The organism is Pseudoalteromonas sp. AOP31-A2-14, assembly GCF_052378035.1.
In the GTDB taxonomy this organism is placed as follows: Bacteria; Pseudomonadota; Gammaproteobacteria; order Enterobacterales; family Alteromonadaceae; genus Pseudoalteromonas.
Map to the genome: position 1 here is coordinate 2,555,001 of NZ_JBQSXI010000001.1, position 14,475 is coordinate 2,569,475.

11 protein-coding genes, 1 rRNA gene and 1 pseudogene (1 of these 13 cut by a window edge) are annotated in these 14,475 nt (G+C 40.1%); 7 read left to right on the plus strand and 6 right to left on the minus strand.

Translation table 11 applies throughout. The annotated features are described in order from the left end of the window. Both ACT3S9_RS11845 and ACT3S9_RS11850 read right to left on the minus strand, forming a co-directional pair. Nucleotides 1-14 (minus strand): 16S ribosomal RNA (locus ACT3S9_RS11845) (it extends 1,522 nt beyond the left edge of the window). A 636-nt stretch (nt 15-650) separates the two neighbouring features. Then, entirely contained in the window at nt 651-1,508 is an 858-nt protein-coding gene (locus tag ACT3S9_RS11850) for a tetratricopeptide repeat protein (protein ID WP_444511498.1), read from the minus strand. 619 nt (nt 1,509-2,127) lie between these two features. Here ACT3S9_RS11850 and ACT3S9_RS11855 point away from each other — a divergent pair. From ACT3S9_RS11855 to ACT3S9_RS11870, 4 genes are all read left to right on the plus strand, one after another. Beyond that, complete coding sequence (locus tag ACT3S9_RS11855) at nt 2,128-3,264, plus strand: ISAs1 family transposase (RefSeq protein WP_008466968.1); 1,137 nt, start codon at nt 2,128-2,130, stop codon at nt 3,262-3,264. A gap of 109 nt (nt 3,265-3,373) precedes the next feature. Beyond that, nucleotides 3,374-3,871, plus strand: a complete 498-nt coding sequence (locus ACT3S9_RS11860; RefSeq protein ID WP_441835868.1) for a (2Fe-2S)-binding protein — start codon at nt 3,374-3,376, stop codon at nt 3,869-3,871. Next, nucleotides 3,868-6,123 carry a molybdopterin cofactor-binding domain-containing protein gene (locus ACT3S9_RS11865; RefSeq protein ID WP_441835869.1) on the plus strand — a complete coding sequence of 752 codons (2,256 nt, stop codon included), beginning with the start codon at nt 3,868-3,870 and terminating at the stop codon, nt 6,121-6,123. Before ACT3S9_RS11860 ends, ACT3S9_RS11865 begins: the two co-directional genes overlap by 4 nt. Nucleotides 6,124-6,281: 158 nt before the next feature. Beyond that, a complete protein-coding gene (locus ACT3S9_RS11870) occupies nt 6,282-7,226 on the plus strand; it encodes an XdhC family protein (RefSeq protein ID WP_441835870.1) in 945 nt (314 codons plus the stop codon). Nucleotide 7,227: 1 nt separating this feature from the next. On the opposite strand, the gene ACT3S9_RS11875 is transcribed toward ACT3S9_RS11870, so the two are convergent. From ACT3S9_RS11875 to motB, 4 genes and pseudogenes are all read right to left on the minus strand, one after another. Next, on the minus strand, nt 7,228-7,821 hold the full coding sequence (locus tag ACT3S9_RS11875; RefSeq protein WP_441835871.1) for a nucleotidyltransferase family protein: 594 nt from the start codon (nt 7,819-7,821) through the stop codon (nt 7,228-7,230). A gap of 321 nt (nt 7,822-8,142) precedes the next feature. Then, entirely contained in the window at nt 8,143-10,095 is a 1,953-nt protein-coding gene (locus tag ACT3S9_RS11880; protein ID WP_441835872.1) for a DNA topoisomerase III, read from the minus strand. Between the two features lie 78 nt (nt 10,096-10,173). Further along, the gene (locus tag ACT3S9_RS11885; RefSeq protein ID WP_441835873.1) at nt 10,174-10,656 is read right to left on the minus strand and encodes a hypothetical protein; all 483 of its coding nucleotides are present in this window, start codon (nt 10,654-10,656) and stop codon (nt 10,174-10,176) included. A gap of 156 nt (nt 10,657-10,812) precedes the next feature. Further along, nucleotides 10,813-10,971 (minus strand): annotated as a pseudogene (gene motB, locus ACT3S9_RS11890) (flagellar motor protein MotB); the annotation flags it as partial. A 341-nt stretch (nt 10,972-11,312) separates the two neighbouring features. On the opposite strand from motB, the gene ACT3S9_RS11895 reads away from it, so the two are divergent. The 3 genes from ACT3S9_RS11895 (at nt 11,313) to dxs (ending at nt 14,415) form a co-directional block, all read left to right on the plus strand. Next, nucleotides 11,313-11,555 carry an exodeoxyribonuclease VII small subunit gene (locus ACT3S9_RS11895; RefSeq protein ID WP_441835874.1) on the plus strand — a complete coding sequence of 81 codons (243 nt, stop codon included), beginning with the start codon at nt 11,313-11,315 and terminating at the stop codon, nt 11,553-11,555. A gap of 3 nt (nt 11,556-11,558) precedes the next feature. Continuing rightward, on the plus strand, nt 11,559-12,446 hold the full coding sequence (gene ispA, locus ACT3S9_RS11900) for a (2E,6E)-farnesyl diphosphate synthase (protein WP_441835875.1): 888 nt from the start codon (nt 11,559-11,561) through the stop codon (nt 12,444-12,446). A 103-nt stretch (nt 12,447-12,549) separates the two neighbouring features. Then, nucleotides 12,550-14,415, plus strand: a complete 1,866-nt coding sequence (gene dxs / locus ACT3S9_RS11905; RefSeq protein WP_441835876.1) for a 1-deoxy-D-xylulose-5-phosphate synthase — start codon at nt 12,550-12,552, stop codon at nt 14,413-14,415. Nucleotides 14,416-14,475: the final 60 nt, after the last annotated feature.

Below are 14,475 nucleotides of genomic sequence, written 5' to 3' on the forward strand. Positions count from 1 at the left end.
AAACTCTTCAATTAAAAGTTTTTTCTGTCCTTCCCATAAAGGGAGCGGACATGCTCAATGAATTCTGAATTTATTTAATATCTTTCGATATTGAATTGACTGTGCTGAATAAATAAATTTATTCCGTTGGTCACTCAGTTCAATTGAGACTCTAAATTTTTTGCCTCATCTAGCGAACTAGAATCGGCTGTTAGAACTCAATCTGTACGAGTGCCCACACAGATGATTGCTTTATATTGTTAAAGAACGTTGCGATTAAAGCGCTTTGCTTTACCTCGCTAGGGCTGCGCATATTACGCTTTCCTATTTTTTTGTCAATACTTAATTTTAAACTTTCTAAAAAATCTAAACTCAAGTTTTACTCGACTCACTGACTTGCTGCTTGCCTCGCTAAGCGTTGCCTGCTCTGCCGTGTCAGTGGGGTCGCATTATAGGGAGGACAGATTTTTACGCAAGCGTTTTTATTCCCTTTTTTACATTTATTTTTTACCCCAAAGATACAAAGATGATAACCACAAGTTACTCACAAAACCCTGTGGACAACTCTTGTATTTGTCTCTTTAAAACTCAAGATACTTCTTTAACGATATCTCTAAATACAAAAAGCACCTTAAAGTAAGGTGCTTTTATAATATTATTAGCAATAAATGTTAATACAAGATGCTATATAACTTACGACGATATTTAGCTGCTAATGCGTCACCATCTGGGAGAGTGGCAATAATAGCTAAAAAGCTTGCTTTAGCTCCATTAAAGTTTAAATCTTTCTTGAGTACAATAAACAACGCTTCAAGTGCTTCTTCTTTTCGGCCTGCTTCATTTAATAAACTACTAAACTCTATTTTTAGATCAAGATCGTTAGGGGATTTTTCAACTTGTGCTTGCTTAGCTTTAATTTCTGGTGAGTCAGTTACTTCAAGTGCTTGCTTACACTTAGCACTAATATTAGTGTAATAAGCATCTCGCTCATTTTCAGCTACGGAATCAAGTAGGGCTTGCGCATCATCTAATTTATGTATTTGAATACATATATCAGCAAGCACTAATTTAACCCGAGTGTGGGTACTATCTAATTCATAAGCCTGCTTAGCATAAGTAAAGGCACTATTGAGGTCTTGTGCAAGTAGTGCTTGCTTAGCTTGCTCTAGTAATAGTTCAGATTGTGCCGGTAGGTGCTTGGCTAATACTTCACGCACTTGTTGCTCAGTTTGCGCGCCAGGTAGCATATCAACAGGTGCTGAATCTTTTAAGAAAACCAACGTTGGTAATGTTTGCAAGCCAACTTGCTGTGCTAATTGTGATGCAAGCGCTTGCTCTGTATCACAGTCGAGTGTAGCTACTAGTAAATGCTCACCATATTCACTCGCGATTTTATCTAAAATAATGGCTTGAGATTGGCATTCAGGGCTTTGTGCCGAGTAAAAGCTAAGTAATACTAGCTTTTCTTGTGAGGTTTCACCTAACACTTGCTGTAGGTTTTGAGGATTAACATTGACCATATTATTCATTACGATTGATTGCCATATCAGAGTATTTAGAGTTTTATATGGTGGCATAGATAGCAATTACAAGTCTAAAGGTCCTTTATGAAATAACTTAGTTTATATACCACGCTATTATTATCGACTCCCTTTGTATCAGCCAACACCTTGGCTCTGAACTTAGACAAAATAGTACCAGGAATCGCTACCTTGATTTGTACTTATGAAAAACTTTTTATTAATTAACCATAATCTAGGTGACTAACAAGATTTGCGGGTTTAATCGCCTGTAAATTAAGTGTTAACTTTAGTACTATACGAGGGTCTATTAATATTTCGCAATTAAATTTGCAGTAAATTCGCTAGGTTTTTAGTCAAGGCAGAGCCTACGTAGTATGATTGTTCCTTATTATACAGAGGGTAAAATCAACAGAAATACCAAACATATGCTGTGCGTCTAGTTTTGCATAAGGACAAATTACCTTTTATTGCTTGATTTTGACTTAACTTATTCGGTTACAAATCTTGTGCTACGATTAAATTGCCTTTGATTAAGTAGGTTTCTCACGGCAAGATCATTATAAATTGAACTTATAGAGCAAGTAGTGATCAGATCAAGGCATAATAATTACTTGGTCGCATAAATATGAGCACTACTTTTCTGAAACATTTTAATTCAATTACAGATCCTCGCATTGAACGTTGTAAAAAGCATGAACTTATCGATATTCTTCTCCTTGCTATTAGCGCTGTACTCTCTGGTGCAGAAGGATGGGAAGATATTGAAGACTTTGGGCACCTAAAGCTTGATTGGTTAAAAAAATACGGCACGTTCAACGCAGGAATTCCAAAACATGACACGATTGCTCGCGTCATGTGTCGGTTAAAAGCAAATGAAATAGAAAGGGCATTTCAATCTTGGATATCATCACTGATTGAAACTACAGGTGCAGATATCATCGCTATCGATGGCAAAACCGCACGGCGTTCATTTACCACAAAAGACAGAAAAAGTGCCTTACACACGGTCAGTGCATGGAGTTGCCAACACCAGTTAGTGCTTGGGCAGACGGCTGTTGATAATAAAACAAATGAAATCACCGCAATACCAGAATTACTCACCCTGCTCGATATTGAAAACAGTATCATTACGTTAGATGCGATGGGATGCCAACAAGAAATAGCAAAACAAATCATCCAACAAAAAGCAGATTATATTCTTGCACTTAAAGGTAATCATTCAGGCATGCAAAAGGAACTAGAAGCGTGGTGGCACAAGTGCGAGCGTGAAAGGTTAACTAAGCATAATTGTGATGAACATACCGAAATAAGCTCAGGACATGGGCGTGTTGAAACACGTACATGCCAGCAGTTACTTATAGATAAAAGCTGGCTAGGCAAGGATTATCGTTGGCCTGGCTTAACGAGTATTATTAAGGTCAGGGCTGAAGTTCATGATAAGTCGGCAGGGTCGGATACCACTGAAACACGCTGGTATATAAGTTCATTAGACTTAAATGCAGCGCAAGCACTCAATGCAGTACGCAGTCACTGGCAGGTTGAAAGCATGCATTGGATGCTTGATATGAACTTCAGAGAAGATGAATCGAGAATACGCAAACTTCAAGGGCCATTAATGTTTAATGTAATGCGAAAGATAGCCATGGCGCTTTTTAAACAAGATGCATCTAAGTCAGCAAGTATGGCGAGGAAAAAGAAAATGGCAGGGCTAGACGATGATTACCGCTCAACCCTGCTAGAGTCTGGGATTAAAATGCGCTAGCCGTGGTAGGTTTCTACCCAAAAAGGCTAATAGACCTAATATTAATAACAACCCATCAGGCAGGCAAGGCGAGCCGCTATCATTTACTTAAAACAATGGAGATATAATCATGATTACGTTGACCGTCAACGGTAAAACTCGTGAGTTTGCAGGTGATCCAACTACTCCCGTACTATGGTATTTACGAGATGAGCTACAGTTAATAGGCCCTAAGTTCGGATGTGGTATGGCTCAATGTGGTGCATGTACTGTCCATATTGATGGTGTTGCGCAACGTTCATGCATATTGCCAATTTCCGCTGTTTCAGGCTTAAAAATAACGACGATAGAAGGCTTAAGTGATGATGGCGAGCATCCCGTTCAACAAGCATGGTTAGAGCATAAAGTTCCTCAATGTGGCTACTGTCAATGCGGCCAAATGATGCAGGCAGCAAGTTTACTGGCAAGTAACCCGACGCCTAGCGATGAAGAAATCGTACAGAGTATGTCTGGTAATATTTGCCGCTGCGGCACTTACCCCCGTATTCATAAAGCAATTAAATCTGCATCAAAAGTAATGGCGGGTGTTGAGCATTATGTTCCTGAGAAAAAAGGGGAAAAGGCATGAGTCAATATTTTGATTTAACACGCCGGGGGTTTTTAAAGTCCAGTGCCGCTGTAGGCGCTTTAGTACTAGGTACTTGTTTTGTTGGTGCTGCACCTAGAGCCATGGCTGGAGTACTTACAAAACCATCGGAGTCTGCTAAAGAGGCTAATTTATTTGTTGCATTACGTCCTGATGGCATAGTTGAAATTACCTGTCACCGCTCTGAAATGGGCCAGCAGATCCGTACTGCCATCGCACAAATCGTAGCTGATGAAATGGAAGCAGCATGGGACAAAGTGGTAGTTATACAAGGTAAAGGCGACCTTAAGTATGGCGACCAAAATACCGATGGTTCACGCAGTATTCGTTACAATATGCAACGTTTGCGTGAAATGGGTGCAAGTGTTCGATACCTTATGCAACAAGCAGCGGCAACCCGCTGGGGTGTACCTTTAAATTCATGTATAGCAGAGCAGCATGTTGTTACTCATAGCTCCGGAAAAACCCTGACCTACGCAGAGTTAGTAAATGATGCGCTAAACATAACACCGCCACAAACGGATCAAATTCCCCTTAAAAAGCGCAGCGAGTGGCGTTATATTAATACTGCAATGGCGCATATTGATTTAAAAGATCTTGTAACAGGTAAAGCGACATTTGCTGCCGATGTATTAGAACCTAAAGCATTAATCGCTGTGATTGCCCGCCCTCCCGTAGTTGGCGGCAAAGTTAAAAGCTTTGATATTAAAGCTGCTAAAGCCATAGATGGTGTGGTAGATATCGTCGAGATCCCAGCATCAAAAGGAACGCCATTATTTCAGCCCAAAGGCGGTGTTGCTATTATTGCCAAAAATACCTGGGCTGCCATGAAAGGCCGAAAAGCGCTAACGATAACATGGGATGATGGTAAAAACGGCGACTATAACTCTGAAACATTCAAAGCAAGCTTATTAGCTACCGTCGCTTCGCCTCAAAATTCCGTGCGAGAAGTTGGAGATGCCGCTGACATATTAGCTAAATCAACTGATAAGTTAGTAGCCGACTACTATGCCCCTCATTTGACTCAAGCGCCAATGGAGCCGCCTTGTGCAACTGCAATGTATTACAAAGATCACGTTGATGTATGGGCTGCGACTCAAAATCCACAAGCAGATATGAGTACCGTTGCTGCGATGGTCAACATGCAAAAAGAGCAGATTAACGTTCATGTCACTATGCTAGGTGGAGGCTTTGGCCGAAAGTCTAAGCCTGACTTTTCAGCAGAAGCAGCTTACCTCTCAATGAAAACTGGTCAGCCTATCCGAGTGCAATGGACGCGTGAAGACGACATACAACATAGTTTTTATCATGCAGTTTCGGCGCAGCACATTGAAGCATCGCTAGATAAAAACGGGGCAATTGAAGCCTACTTACATCGTACTGCATTTTCGCCAATAGCATCAACCTTTCAAGAAGGTGCCACCACGCCAGGTAGCTTTGAGTTACGTTTAGGTTTTACCGATAACCCTATCAACACACCCAATATGAAGTTAGAAAACGGCGAAGCTGCTGCTAAAACGAGAATTGGTTGGATGCGCTCGGTTTCGAATATTTTCCATGCTTTTGCCATTCAGTCATTCATCGGCGAAGCCGCACACAAAGCTGGTCGCGATCAAAAAGACTACTTACTTGAAACCATAGGTCCTGATCGAATCTTAGATGTAACAGAGCAAAATGCCGAATATGATAATTACGGAGGCGATAAAGCGGTTTATCCATTAGATATTGCTAGGCTGCGCCATGTTATTGAAAAAGTGGCTGAGATGAGTAAGTGGGGCAGAAAACTGCCTAAAGGTCGAGGTTTAGGTATTGCTGCACATCGTAGTTTCTTAACTTATGTAGCGACTGTAGTTGAAGTAGAGGTTTCTGACAGTGGAGAGCTAAAAATCATAAAATCATGGGCAAGTATTGATGCGGGAACGGTTGTTAATACCGATACCGTCATCAACCAAGTACAAGGGGGTTCTATTTTTGGTATCACCGCGGCGATTAGTGAAGGTATCACTTTTGATAAAGGCCGAGTACAACAAAGTAACTTCCATGATTATCGCGTCCCTCGAATGAGCGATAGCCCATTAGAAATAGACGTAGAAATTATTCAAAGTGATGCCCCTCCTGCAGGAGTCGGGGAGCCTGCGACGCCCGTTTATGCCCCAGCGCTTTGCAACGCTATTTTTGCCGCTTGCGGTAAACGCATTAGGCAGTTACCTATTGGTGATCAGCTAAAAGCTTAACTCTTTAGCCATAAACTGCCTATGAAACACATAAAGTTCATAGGCAGTTTGTTGACCAAATATATGCATAGATTGAAACCAAATTAAAAAGCAACAGTTTTAATAACGATAGATACAATTTATTCTCTAACCACAATACTTACGAGCCATCATACATAATGCTACCTGCTAACACTCTTGACACCCATGACGTACTCTCTGCTTGGCAAAACCACAACCCTAAAAGCACATGGGCTATGGCTATAATTGTTGACTGCCAAGGTCACAGCTACCGCAAGCGCGGAGCGTTCACGCTTGTTAACCAAGAAGGTGAACAATTAGGTGTATTAAGTGGCGGATGCCTTGAAGCCAATATTCGGTTAATGGCAAGGAAATCCCTTGCCTTAGAGAAGGTGATGACCAAAGAATATGATGGTAGAGATGAAAATGACGCCTCCTATCAAATGGGTTGTGGCGGTATAGTCTGGATAAAATTTATTCCCCTTAACGACAAAAACAACCATTTACATCTCAATGAAATACTCAACAACTTAGAACAGCGCAAAAGTGTTCGTTTCGGTTTAGATTATGATAATCAAACAAACACCGTTTGCAGTTACGTTAACAGCTCTAACAAAACGCAACTCACCGTAGACATAACTCCAAAAATTCATTTACTAATTTGTGGTGGAGGCAAAGATGCAGCGCCAGTATGTCAACTTGCCAAACAACTTGGCTGGCAGGTCTCTATTTGGGATCCAAGAGCTGCATATGCCAATAAAAATGACTTCATTAACGCAGATAGCATTTTAAAAGATCCACACAGTGAATTATTTCAGTATGCAATTAAACGAAAAGTTAACTTTGCTATTCTTATGTCGCATAATTTAGAATTAGATGCGCAAGCACTGACTGCATTAGCAGACACTGATATTAATCATATCGCCTTGCTAGGCCCTAAAAGACGATATAAAGATGTTGTCTCAGCCAGCGGCATTAATCCGAAAGCTATAAAGCCTAACTTATCTGGCCCTGCAGGACTGGATATAGGAGGTGACTTGCCTACGAGTATTGCATTATCAATTATTGCTAAGTTTCACGCCTTGGCCTTTAATAAAGGTTGATTTAACTGTTTTGTTGCTTCAATTGCGCCACGGTATCTATATCAAGCTCAGCATTAGGTAACAAAACTGAATTAACATTATTTGATGATTTAATTAGATTTCTAGCTCCTTTATCATCTTGTAAATCAAGTAAGCTTGAGAAGTAGTCTATAGGAAATATAGCAGGCACACCTTGGTGATCGGCGTATTTTGAACACGTGATATGCATCGAATCTTCATACCAGCAATCTATTAGCGCTTGCATATCTTCTTGTGTGATAAGTATTTGGTCAACAGTAATAAACATCAGCCCTTCGCAGTGCGAAGGACAATGGGTAACTGCCGTTTTAATAGAGCTCGACATCCCTTGCTGCCAATCTGGATTAAAAATTACATAATGCTCTTTAGCTATGCGACTTAAATGCGAATAAATAACCGGATGATGCGCCCCTGTAATTACCATAAAGTCGCAATTTATAGTTTCGAGTAAAGCAATACGTCTTTCAATTAGTGTTTGGTCTTTATAGTAAGCCAATTGTTTAGGCGAACCAAAACGCGAAGCCTCGCCAGCGGCAAGTAGCGCAATAGCAAGCTTCGGTTTTATTTTATCATTCACGTGGTAAACCTCATTACATAGTAACTTGTTAAATTATAACAGTGATAAAGCGATGACAAAGCCCCTACACCTGCTAATTGATAAGATCAGAGATAGTCTATTATTTACATAATTTGTACTTGAAAAAACGCCTGTTTATTACCTCTAATTTAACTTACCCGAATCATTTGTATCACATCACTAATCACCTACGCTTTTTTAAGTGATTGCTGTTACATTGCTAAAGTTTAAATAACAAAACGCTCTTAAACATTGCTTACTTTTGCTTTAAACCTGCCTTGTTTTTAGTTCCAATTAAACTAACGCTGTTGGCGGCTTTTGCTAGGCGTTACTAGCGCGACTATTCGTTGTTTTTTTATAGGTTGATTTTCGATAAGGCGTTTTTTTACCTCCTTTACTAAAACGCCGCTTTTGCGCCGTTTTTGGTAATTGGGCAAAAACATCGCTATTGCAGTGTTTAGCCTGCTCTACAAAGCTATTAAGGTCGTTTAATAAGGGGGTTAAAAATTGCTGGTAACTCATTTGTTGATCAGCGATATTTCCTAATGAGGCTTCCCATTTTGCGGTTAAATCAGGGCTGGCTAACCCCTCAGGTAAAGCACTGATAAGCGCTGTACCTGTCGCAGTTGCTAAAATAGTTTTTCCTTGGCGCTCTAAAAAACGGCGTTTAAATAAAAGCTCTAAAATACCTGCTCTTGTCGCTTCGGTTCCTAAGCCATCAGTTTCTTTTAAAATCTTTTTTATTTCTATATTTTTAACATAACGGCTTATACCTGTCATTGCACTTAGTAAAGTGGCATCAGTAAAGTGTGCAGGCGGACTGGTCATTTTATCAATCACTTCTCCTTTCGCACAATGTAACTGCTGACCTTTCGTTAAAGGAGGTAGTGTTTGCTGTTCGTTAAGCCCTGTTTTTCCCATTAACGCTTTAAAGCCTAAACTCACTTCTTGCTTTGCATTGGCTTTAAATAAACCACCAGCAATACACACTTCAACTTTTGTCTCATTAAAAACATAGTCTGAGTAAAACTGAATAAGATAATGACGGCTAATTAAGCGGTAAATCTTAGCTTCATCACTACTTAAAACAGTTGATTGTAGCTGTTTTACAGTAGGTATAATTGCATGGTGTGCGGCAACCTTTGCATCATTAAAGCATTTACTGCGTTTTTTTACATCCGCGTTATTACACAGCTCACTACCCTGCCCACCATTATTAGCTATAGCTTTAATAATACTAGCTGCTTCTTGAAAGTGTTCTTTCGGTAAATAGCGATTATCTGACCGCGGGTAGGTAATTAACTTATGACGCTCATAGAGACTTTGGCAAGTATCTAATACTTTTTGCGCTGGCATAGTAAATGCCTTTGCTGCATCTATTTGCAAAGCAGATAAATTATAAGGTAATGGCGCTTGCTGCTTTTTTTGCTTTTGTTCAAGTGACGTCACTTCAGCGGGTTGCTCAGTAATTCGCGAAGCAACATTTTCAGCAAGCCCACGATGAAGCACTCTTCCTTCTTCATCTTGATAAGGCGCACAGGCTTTGCTGGGTTGCCACTTAGTCGTAAAAGCTTGCCTTTCTTCAGTGCTTACATGCGCTAACACTTCATAAAAGGGTTTAGCAACGAAATTAGCAATCTCATTATCGCGATTGACTACCAACCCTAAAATAGGTGTTTGTACTCGCCCCACTGACAGCACATTACCAAACCCCGCCTTTTGCCCAGCCAAAGTATAGGCACGTGTTAAGTTCATACCAAATAACCAATCGGCACGAGAGCGGGCAAGCGCAGAAACACTTAACGGGATAAAGTCACTATTGGCGCGCATAGCATGCAGTGCTTTTTTTACCGCACTAATATTTAAATCACTTATTAATAAACGTTGAATTTGCTGCTTTTTGGTTTTTGATAGTTTTACTTGTTCAATCACTTCATCAACCAATAATTGACCTTCGCGATCCGGATCGCCAGCATGGACAAGTTCTTCCGCCTGTTTTATTAATTTTTTTAGTATCGTAAGTTGCTTGCGGGTTTTAGCTTTAGCTTTTAACTGCCATTGCTCGGGGACGATAGGTAAGTCATCAAAGCGCCACTTTTTAAACTGCGTGTTGTAATCATCCGGCTCGGCTTGCTCGAGCAAATGACCAATACACCATGAAACGCAGTCGCCATTGGCGACTTCGATATAACCATCATACTTTTTATGTGGCTTTGGTAGGGCATCGGCAATTGCACGACCTAACGATGGCTTTTCGGCAATATAAAGTTTCATGGCTGCACATTAATTTCACTGTTTATATAAACAGTAGTTTAGCACAGTGCTTTTAATCTGAAAACTCAGACTAATTTTTTACTTGGCTGGTTTTCTATCACGCTGCATAAATAAGTAAATAAGCGGTAAGTAACACACAATGGCCGTGCCTGTATTAATCAGCGGCATTAGTGTTTTATATAGGTAGGTACTATAAGATAAATCCCATAGATGACGGTCGACCAAACGAAACAACTGTAAAATAGGCGCGCTAATTACCACCAATTGACCAAGCACACCTTGCCACAGGTATACTTTATCTTTAATTGCCCAGTAAGCGATTAACGCCATCCATATTAAATCGTTAGCCGCCCACACAACATAGCGGTAAATATAAGGCTCATCTAATTCTCTTAACGTGTCATGAATTAAGGTACCATAGAAAAAAAATGCCGCAGTCACTAATACAAAACGTAAGGCTAAAAAATCTTTTCGTAGATAAAAAACAAAAATAGCCGGACTTAAAATAAACACCCAGCTAATATTTAAAACTGAAATTCCATAATTGAACCAATCTGGCAATTTTAAATTACCTTAATCTGGTTTTTTATCATCATCGCCACCGCCATTACCAGGCATATAGCTGTATTTATTTAGCTTTTTCATATATTCACCTTAATTACACTTATTATATTAATGTTAGTTAATATTAAGCGAAAATAGGTACTTTGCCAAGCATCATTGCCCTACATCAATCGGAGCAGACTCTTTAGCTTTACCTTGCAGTATGGAAATTTCTACTCGTCGGTTACCTCTGCGGTCGACTTCGGTTACATTTAGCACCAGCGGGCGAGTCTCAGCATGGCCTACAACTACCATGCGATTTTTATCAAAACCTTACTACTTAGCCAATGCTGCTTAAAACATCGACATGACAATGGTTGCTAAATCCACTAACCTCTCCAGAGGAATCGATACATTATGTTACTTCTACACATTTCTTATTAACTACATATCGGCAATCTATTGAATTAATTGAATTATTTTATATAAAAATGAACAGCACACCTATTATTAACATCATTTTAATCGAATATCGCCACCCCACAACGTTTAAGCTTGCATTCATAAAATGAATGTTTACATAAAGATCACTATTAAAGTGCATCAGTCTTTGACCTAGTTTCGCATTCCCCCTAAAATTGGCTGCATATTAATAACAGCTAAGTTGAATCCGTATGGCGATCAAAAAACCTGAAAACCTCAGTTTTGAGCAAGCACTTGAAGAATTATCGACTATCGTAACAGATATGGAACAAGGTGAACTTTCCCTTGAACAGTCATTAAAACAATTTGAACGCGGTATTGCTTTAGCCAACGCATCTTCAAGTAAGTTGCAACAAGCAGAGCAAAAAGTTTCTATTTTAATGGGTAATGAGAGTAAGGCTGAACTAACTCATTTTGACAACACTACGGAATAAATAATGCAAATAAAAGAGCAAATAAAACAAGCTCAGCTTGATGTTGCAGCCATACTTGAAAACTACTTTGCGCAGCCGCTTAATACCGATGACACTTTAAAAACAGCCACTCATTACAGTATTTTAAATGGGGGTAAGCGGTTACGCCCATTTTTAGTCTATGCGACGGGCAAAATGCTCGCAGCAAATAAACAAGATCTAGATATACTCGCAGCCGCTATTGAATGCATTCATAGCTATTCGTTAGTACATGATGACTTACCAGCGATGGATGACGACGATCTACGCCGCGGTCGCCCAACGTGTCATATCATGTATGGTGAAGCACATGCTATTTTAGCCGGTGATGCACTGCAAACACTTGCATTTAATTTAATTGCTAATCACCCGTTTAAAGTTACACCAACACAACAAATGAAAATGATTTCGGAACTTGCTCAAGCTTCTGGCCTAGAAGGGATGATAGGTGGTCAAGCTTTTGACATTGCAGCAACGAATAAAACCATAACGATTGATGAACTTGAGCATATTCACCAATTAAAAACCGGCGCATTACTAAATTGTGCAATTACATTGGGCGCATTATGTGCAAATAATGTCACAGAACATACTTTTAAGCAGCTTGATGTGTTTGGTAAAGCGATAGGTTTAGCTTTTCAGGTACAAGATGATATTCTTGATATTGAAGGTGATACATGCGTACTTGGTAAACCTCAAGGCTCAGATGCACAAGCTAATAAAGCCACTTACCCAGCCTTGCTAGGCCTTGAAGGCGCAAAACAAAAGGCACGTAGTTTGTTAGCTGATGCAATTACGGCCCTAAATGAAATAGAAGCCGACACTCGAGAACTTGAACAATTAGCCTATTATATTGTCGAACGTAACCACTAAAAACACACATATTCAGTGCCAGTGGGATGTATAAAATAACTAAAAAATCAGCGCCGTATTGCGTTATACTATGCGTTGGTTAGCGAAGGATGTATTAAAAATCATGACACTTGATAGTAGCAAGTATCCATTATTAAGTTTGGTTGACGAACCAACACAATTACGCGATTTAGCGCAAAACAAATTACCGGCGTTCAGTACTGAGTTACGTGAGTATTTACTTAACTCCGTTTCGCAAAGTAGTGGTCACTTAGCATCAGGCCTTGGCACTGTAGAGCTTACGGTGGCACTTCACTACGTCTACAATACACCAGAAGATAGGTTAGTATGGGATGTGGGCCATCAGGCATACCCGCATAAGATATTAACCGGTCGTCGTGACCAAATGCATACTATCCGTCAAAAAGATGGCTTACACCCCTTCCCTTTTCGTGAAGAAAGCCCATACGATACCTTTAGTGTTGGCCATTCTAGCACCTCAATTTCAGCCGCCTTAGGCATGGCAATTGCCGCTGAAAAAGAAGATAAAGGCCGTAAAACAGTAGCTATAATTGGCGATGGTGCCATTACTGCCGGTATGGCATTTGAAGCAATGAATCACATGGGGGACATTAACCCTAATGTGCTGATCATTTTAAATGACAACGAAATGTCGATTTCAGAGAATGTCGGTGCGCTAAACAGTTACTTTGCACGCATTTTATCGGGCAGCTTTTATGCAAATATTCGCGAAGGTAGTAAAAAAATACTTTCAGGTCTCCCTCCTGTAAAAGAACTTGCTAGTCGCATGGAAGAGCATTTAAAAGGAATGGTTATCCCTGGTACTTTTTTTGAAGAACTAGGCCTTAACTACATCGGCCCCATTGATGGTCATGACGTTAATATGTTGGTTGATACCCTACGCAATATGCGTAATTTAAAGGGTCCACAATTACTGCACATTAAAACTCAAAAAGGCAAAGGTTATAAACCTGCTGAAGCCGACCCTATTGGTTATCATGGCGTACCAAAGTTTGATCCAACTATTGCAAGCTTACCAAAATCTAAACCTGGTGCCGCAACCTTCTCCAAAGTATTTGGTGATTGGTTATGCGATATGGCACAAGAAGATAGTAAGCTTATGGCGATCACCCCTGCGATGCGTGAGGGTTCTGGTATGGTGCGCTTTTCAAAAGAGTTTCCGCAGCAGTACTTTGATGTTGCTATTGCTGAGCAGCACGCGGTAACACTAGCTGCAGGGCTTGCTTGTGAAGGCTTAAAACCTGTTGTAGCTATTTACTCAAGCTTTTTACAGCGCGCTTACGATCAGCTTATTCACGATGTAGCATTACAAAATTTACCGGTTCTATTTGCCATTGACCGAGCAGGCATTGTTGGTGCTGATGGTGAAACTCATCAAGGCGCATACGATTTAAGCTTTATCCGCTGTATCCCTAATATGGTAATAATGGCGCCAAGCGATACTAACGAGTGCCGTCAAATGCTTTACACAGGCTATCAGTGTAACCAGCCTGTCGCTGTTCGTTACCCTCGTGGTAGTGCGGGTGAATGCGAAATAGTTGAACAAATGACGGCTATTAAAATTGGCCAGTCTAAATTAATTAGAAAAGGGCAAAAAGTAGCAATATTGTCATTCGGTACTTTACTCGATAACGCCAAATTAGCTGCTGAACAATTAAACGCTACGTTTATTGATATGCGCTTTATTAAGCCACTTGATACTCATGCTATAAACTCACTACTTATCGAGCATGATGTGATTGTCACTTTAGAAGACAACGCTATTGCGGGCGGTGCAGGCTCTTCGGTAAATGAATATTTAGCAAGCCAAAAAGCCAAGGTAAGCATTTTAAATTTGGGTATTCCTGATGAATTTATTAAACATGGCACACAAGATCAAATGCATGACGAAATGGGCTTAGGCAGCCAAGGTATTCTAGACTCCATCCAACAGTTTATCACCCTCTGATATATAAAAAGGAGCTATTGCTCCTTTTTTAGTTACTGAATCTATTAGCTTTTTAAAATA

What these genes read in the sequence shown, in the direction of transcription:
- ACT3S9_RS11850 (WP_444511498.1), bottom strand. Translation starts at nt 1,508, where the DNA reads ATGAATAATATGGTCAATGTTAATCCTCAAAACCTACAGCAAGTGTTA.
- ACT3S9_RS11855 (WP_008466968.1), top strand. Translation starts at nt 2,128, where the DNA reads ATGAGCACTACTTTTCTGAAACATTTTAATTCAATTACAGATCCTCGC.
- ACT3S9_RS11860 (WP_441835868.1), top strand. Translation starts at nt 3,374, where the DNA reads ATGATTACGTTGACCGTCAACGGTAAAACTCGTGAGTTTGCAGGTGAT.
- ACT3S9_RS11865 (WP_441835869.1), top strand. Translation starts at nt 3,868, where the DNA reads ATGAGTCAATATTTTGATTTAACACGCCGGGGGTTTTTAAAGTCCAGT.
- ACT3S9_RS11870 (WP_441835870.1), top strand. Translation starts at nt 6,282, where the DNA reads ATGCTACCTGCTAACACTCTTGACACCCATGACGTACTCTCTGCTTGG.
- ACT3S9_RS11880 (WP_441835872.1), bottom strand. Translation starts at nt 10,095, where the DNA reads ATGAAACTTTATATTGCCGAAAAGCCATCGTTAGGTCGTGCAATTGCC.
- ACT3S9_RS11895 (WP_441835874.1), top strand. Translation starts at nt 11,313, where the DNA reads ATGGCGATCAAAAAACCTGAAAACCTCAGTTTTGAGCAAGCACTTGAA.
- ispA (WP_441835875.1), top strand. Translation starts at nt 11,559, where the DNA reads ATGCAAATAAAAGAGCAAATAAAACAAGCTCAGCTTGATGTTGCAGCC.
- dxs (WP_441835876.1), top strand. Translation starts at nt 12,550, where the DNA reads ATGACACTTGATAGTAGCAAGTATCCATTATTAAGTTTGGTTGACGAA.